We start from the raw sequence: 447 nt of genomic DNA, 5'->3' as shown, positions 1-447 counted from the left end.
CCTTGAGCCCCTGCAGCAGCATCCGCAGGCAGGCCTCGGCCTGCTGGTGGGTCAATTCGGTGGGAAGGACCAGCATGGCAGTGCGTGCCGGAAGGCGGTCAGCCGGCCTTGCCGGTGCCCGCGGCGTTGGCCTTGTTGCGGGCCGCCAGCGACTCGATCAGGCCATCGATGCCCTTGGCATTGATCTCCTGCGCGAACTGGGTGCGGTAGGTCTCCACCAGCCAGACGCCCATCACGTTCAGGTTGTAGATCTTCCAGCCCGCGGCATCGCCGGGGGTCTTCTCCAGGCGGTAGTCCAGTTGGACGGGGTCGCCGCGGCCCAGGATCTCGGAGCGCACGAGCACATCGGTTTCGCCGGCGCCGGCGCGCAGCGGCTTGACCTGGATGGAAAGATCGTTGACCTGGCTCAGGGCGCCCGAGTAGGTGCGCACCAGCAGGGACTTGAAC

At 67.3% G+C, this 447-nt stretch carries 1 protein-coding gene; it reads right to left on the bottom strand.

Translation table 11 applies throughout. The features are described from left to right. Positions 1-98: 98 nt before the first annotated feature. On the bottom strand, positions 99-447 hold a 349-nt coding region (locus tag GVL61_RS24515), incomplete at its 5' end, for a phospholipid-binding protein MlaC (protein ID WP_200845021.1).

Source organism: Novosphingobium sp. 18050 (genome assembly GCF_902706195.1).
Lineage (GTDB): Bacteria > Pseudomonadota > Alphaproteobacteria > Sphingomonadales > Sphingomonadaceae > Novosphingobium.
The sequence above is the reverse complement of the archived record's forward strand: the minus strand, read 5'-3'. Positions and strand labels throughout refer to the sequence as shown.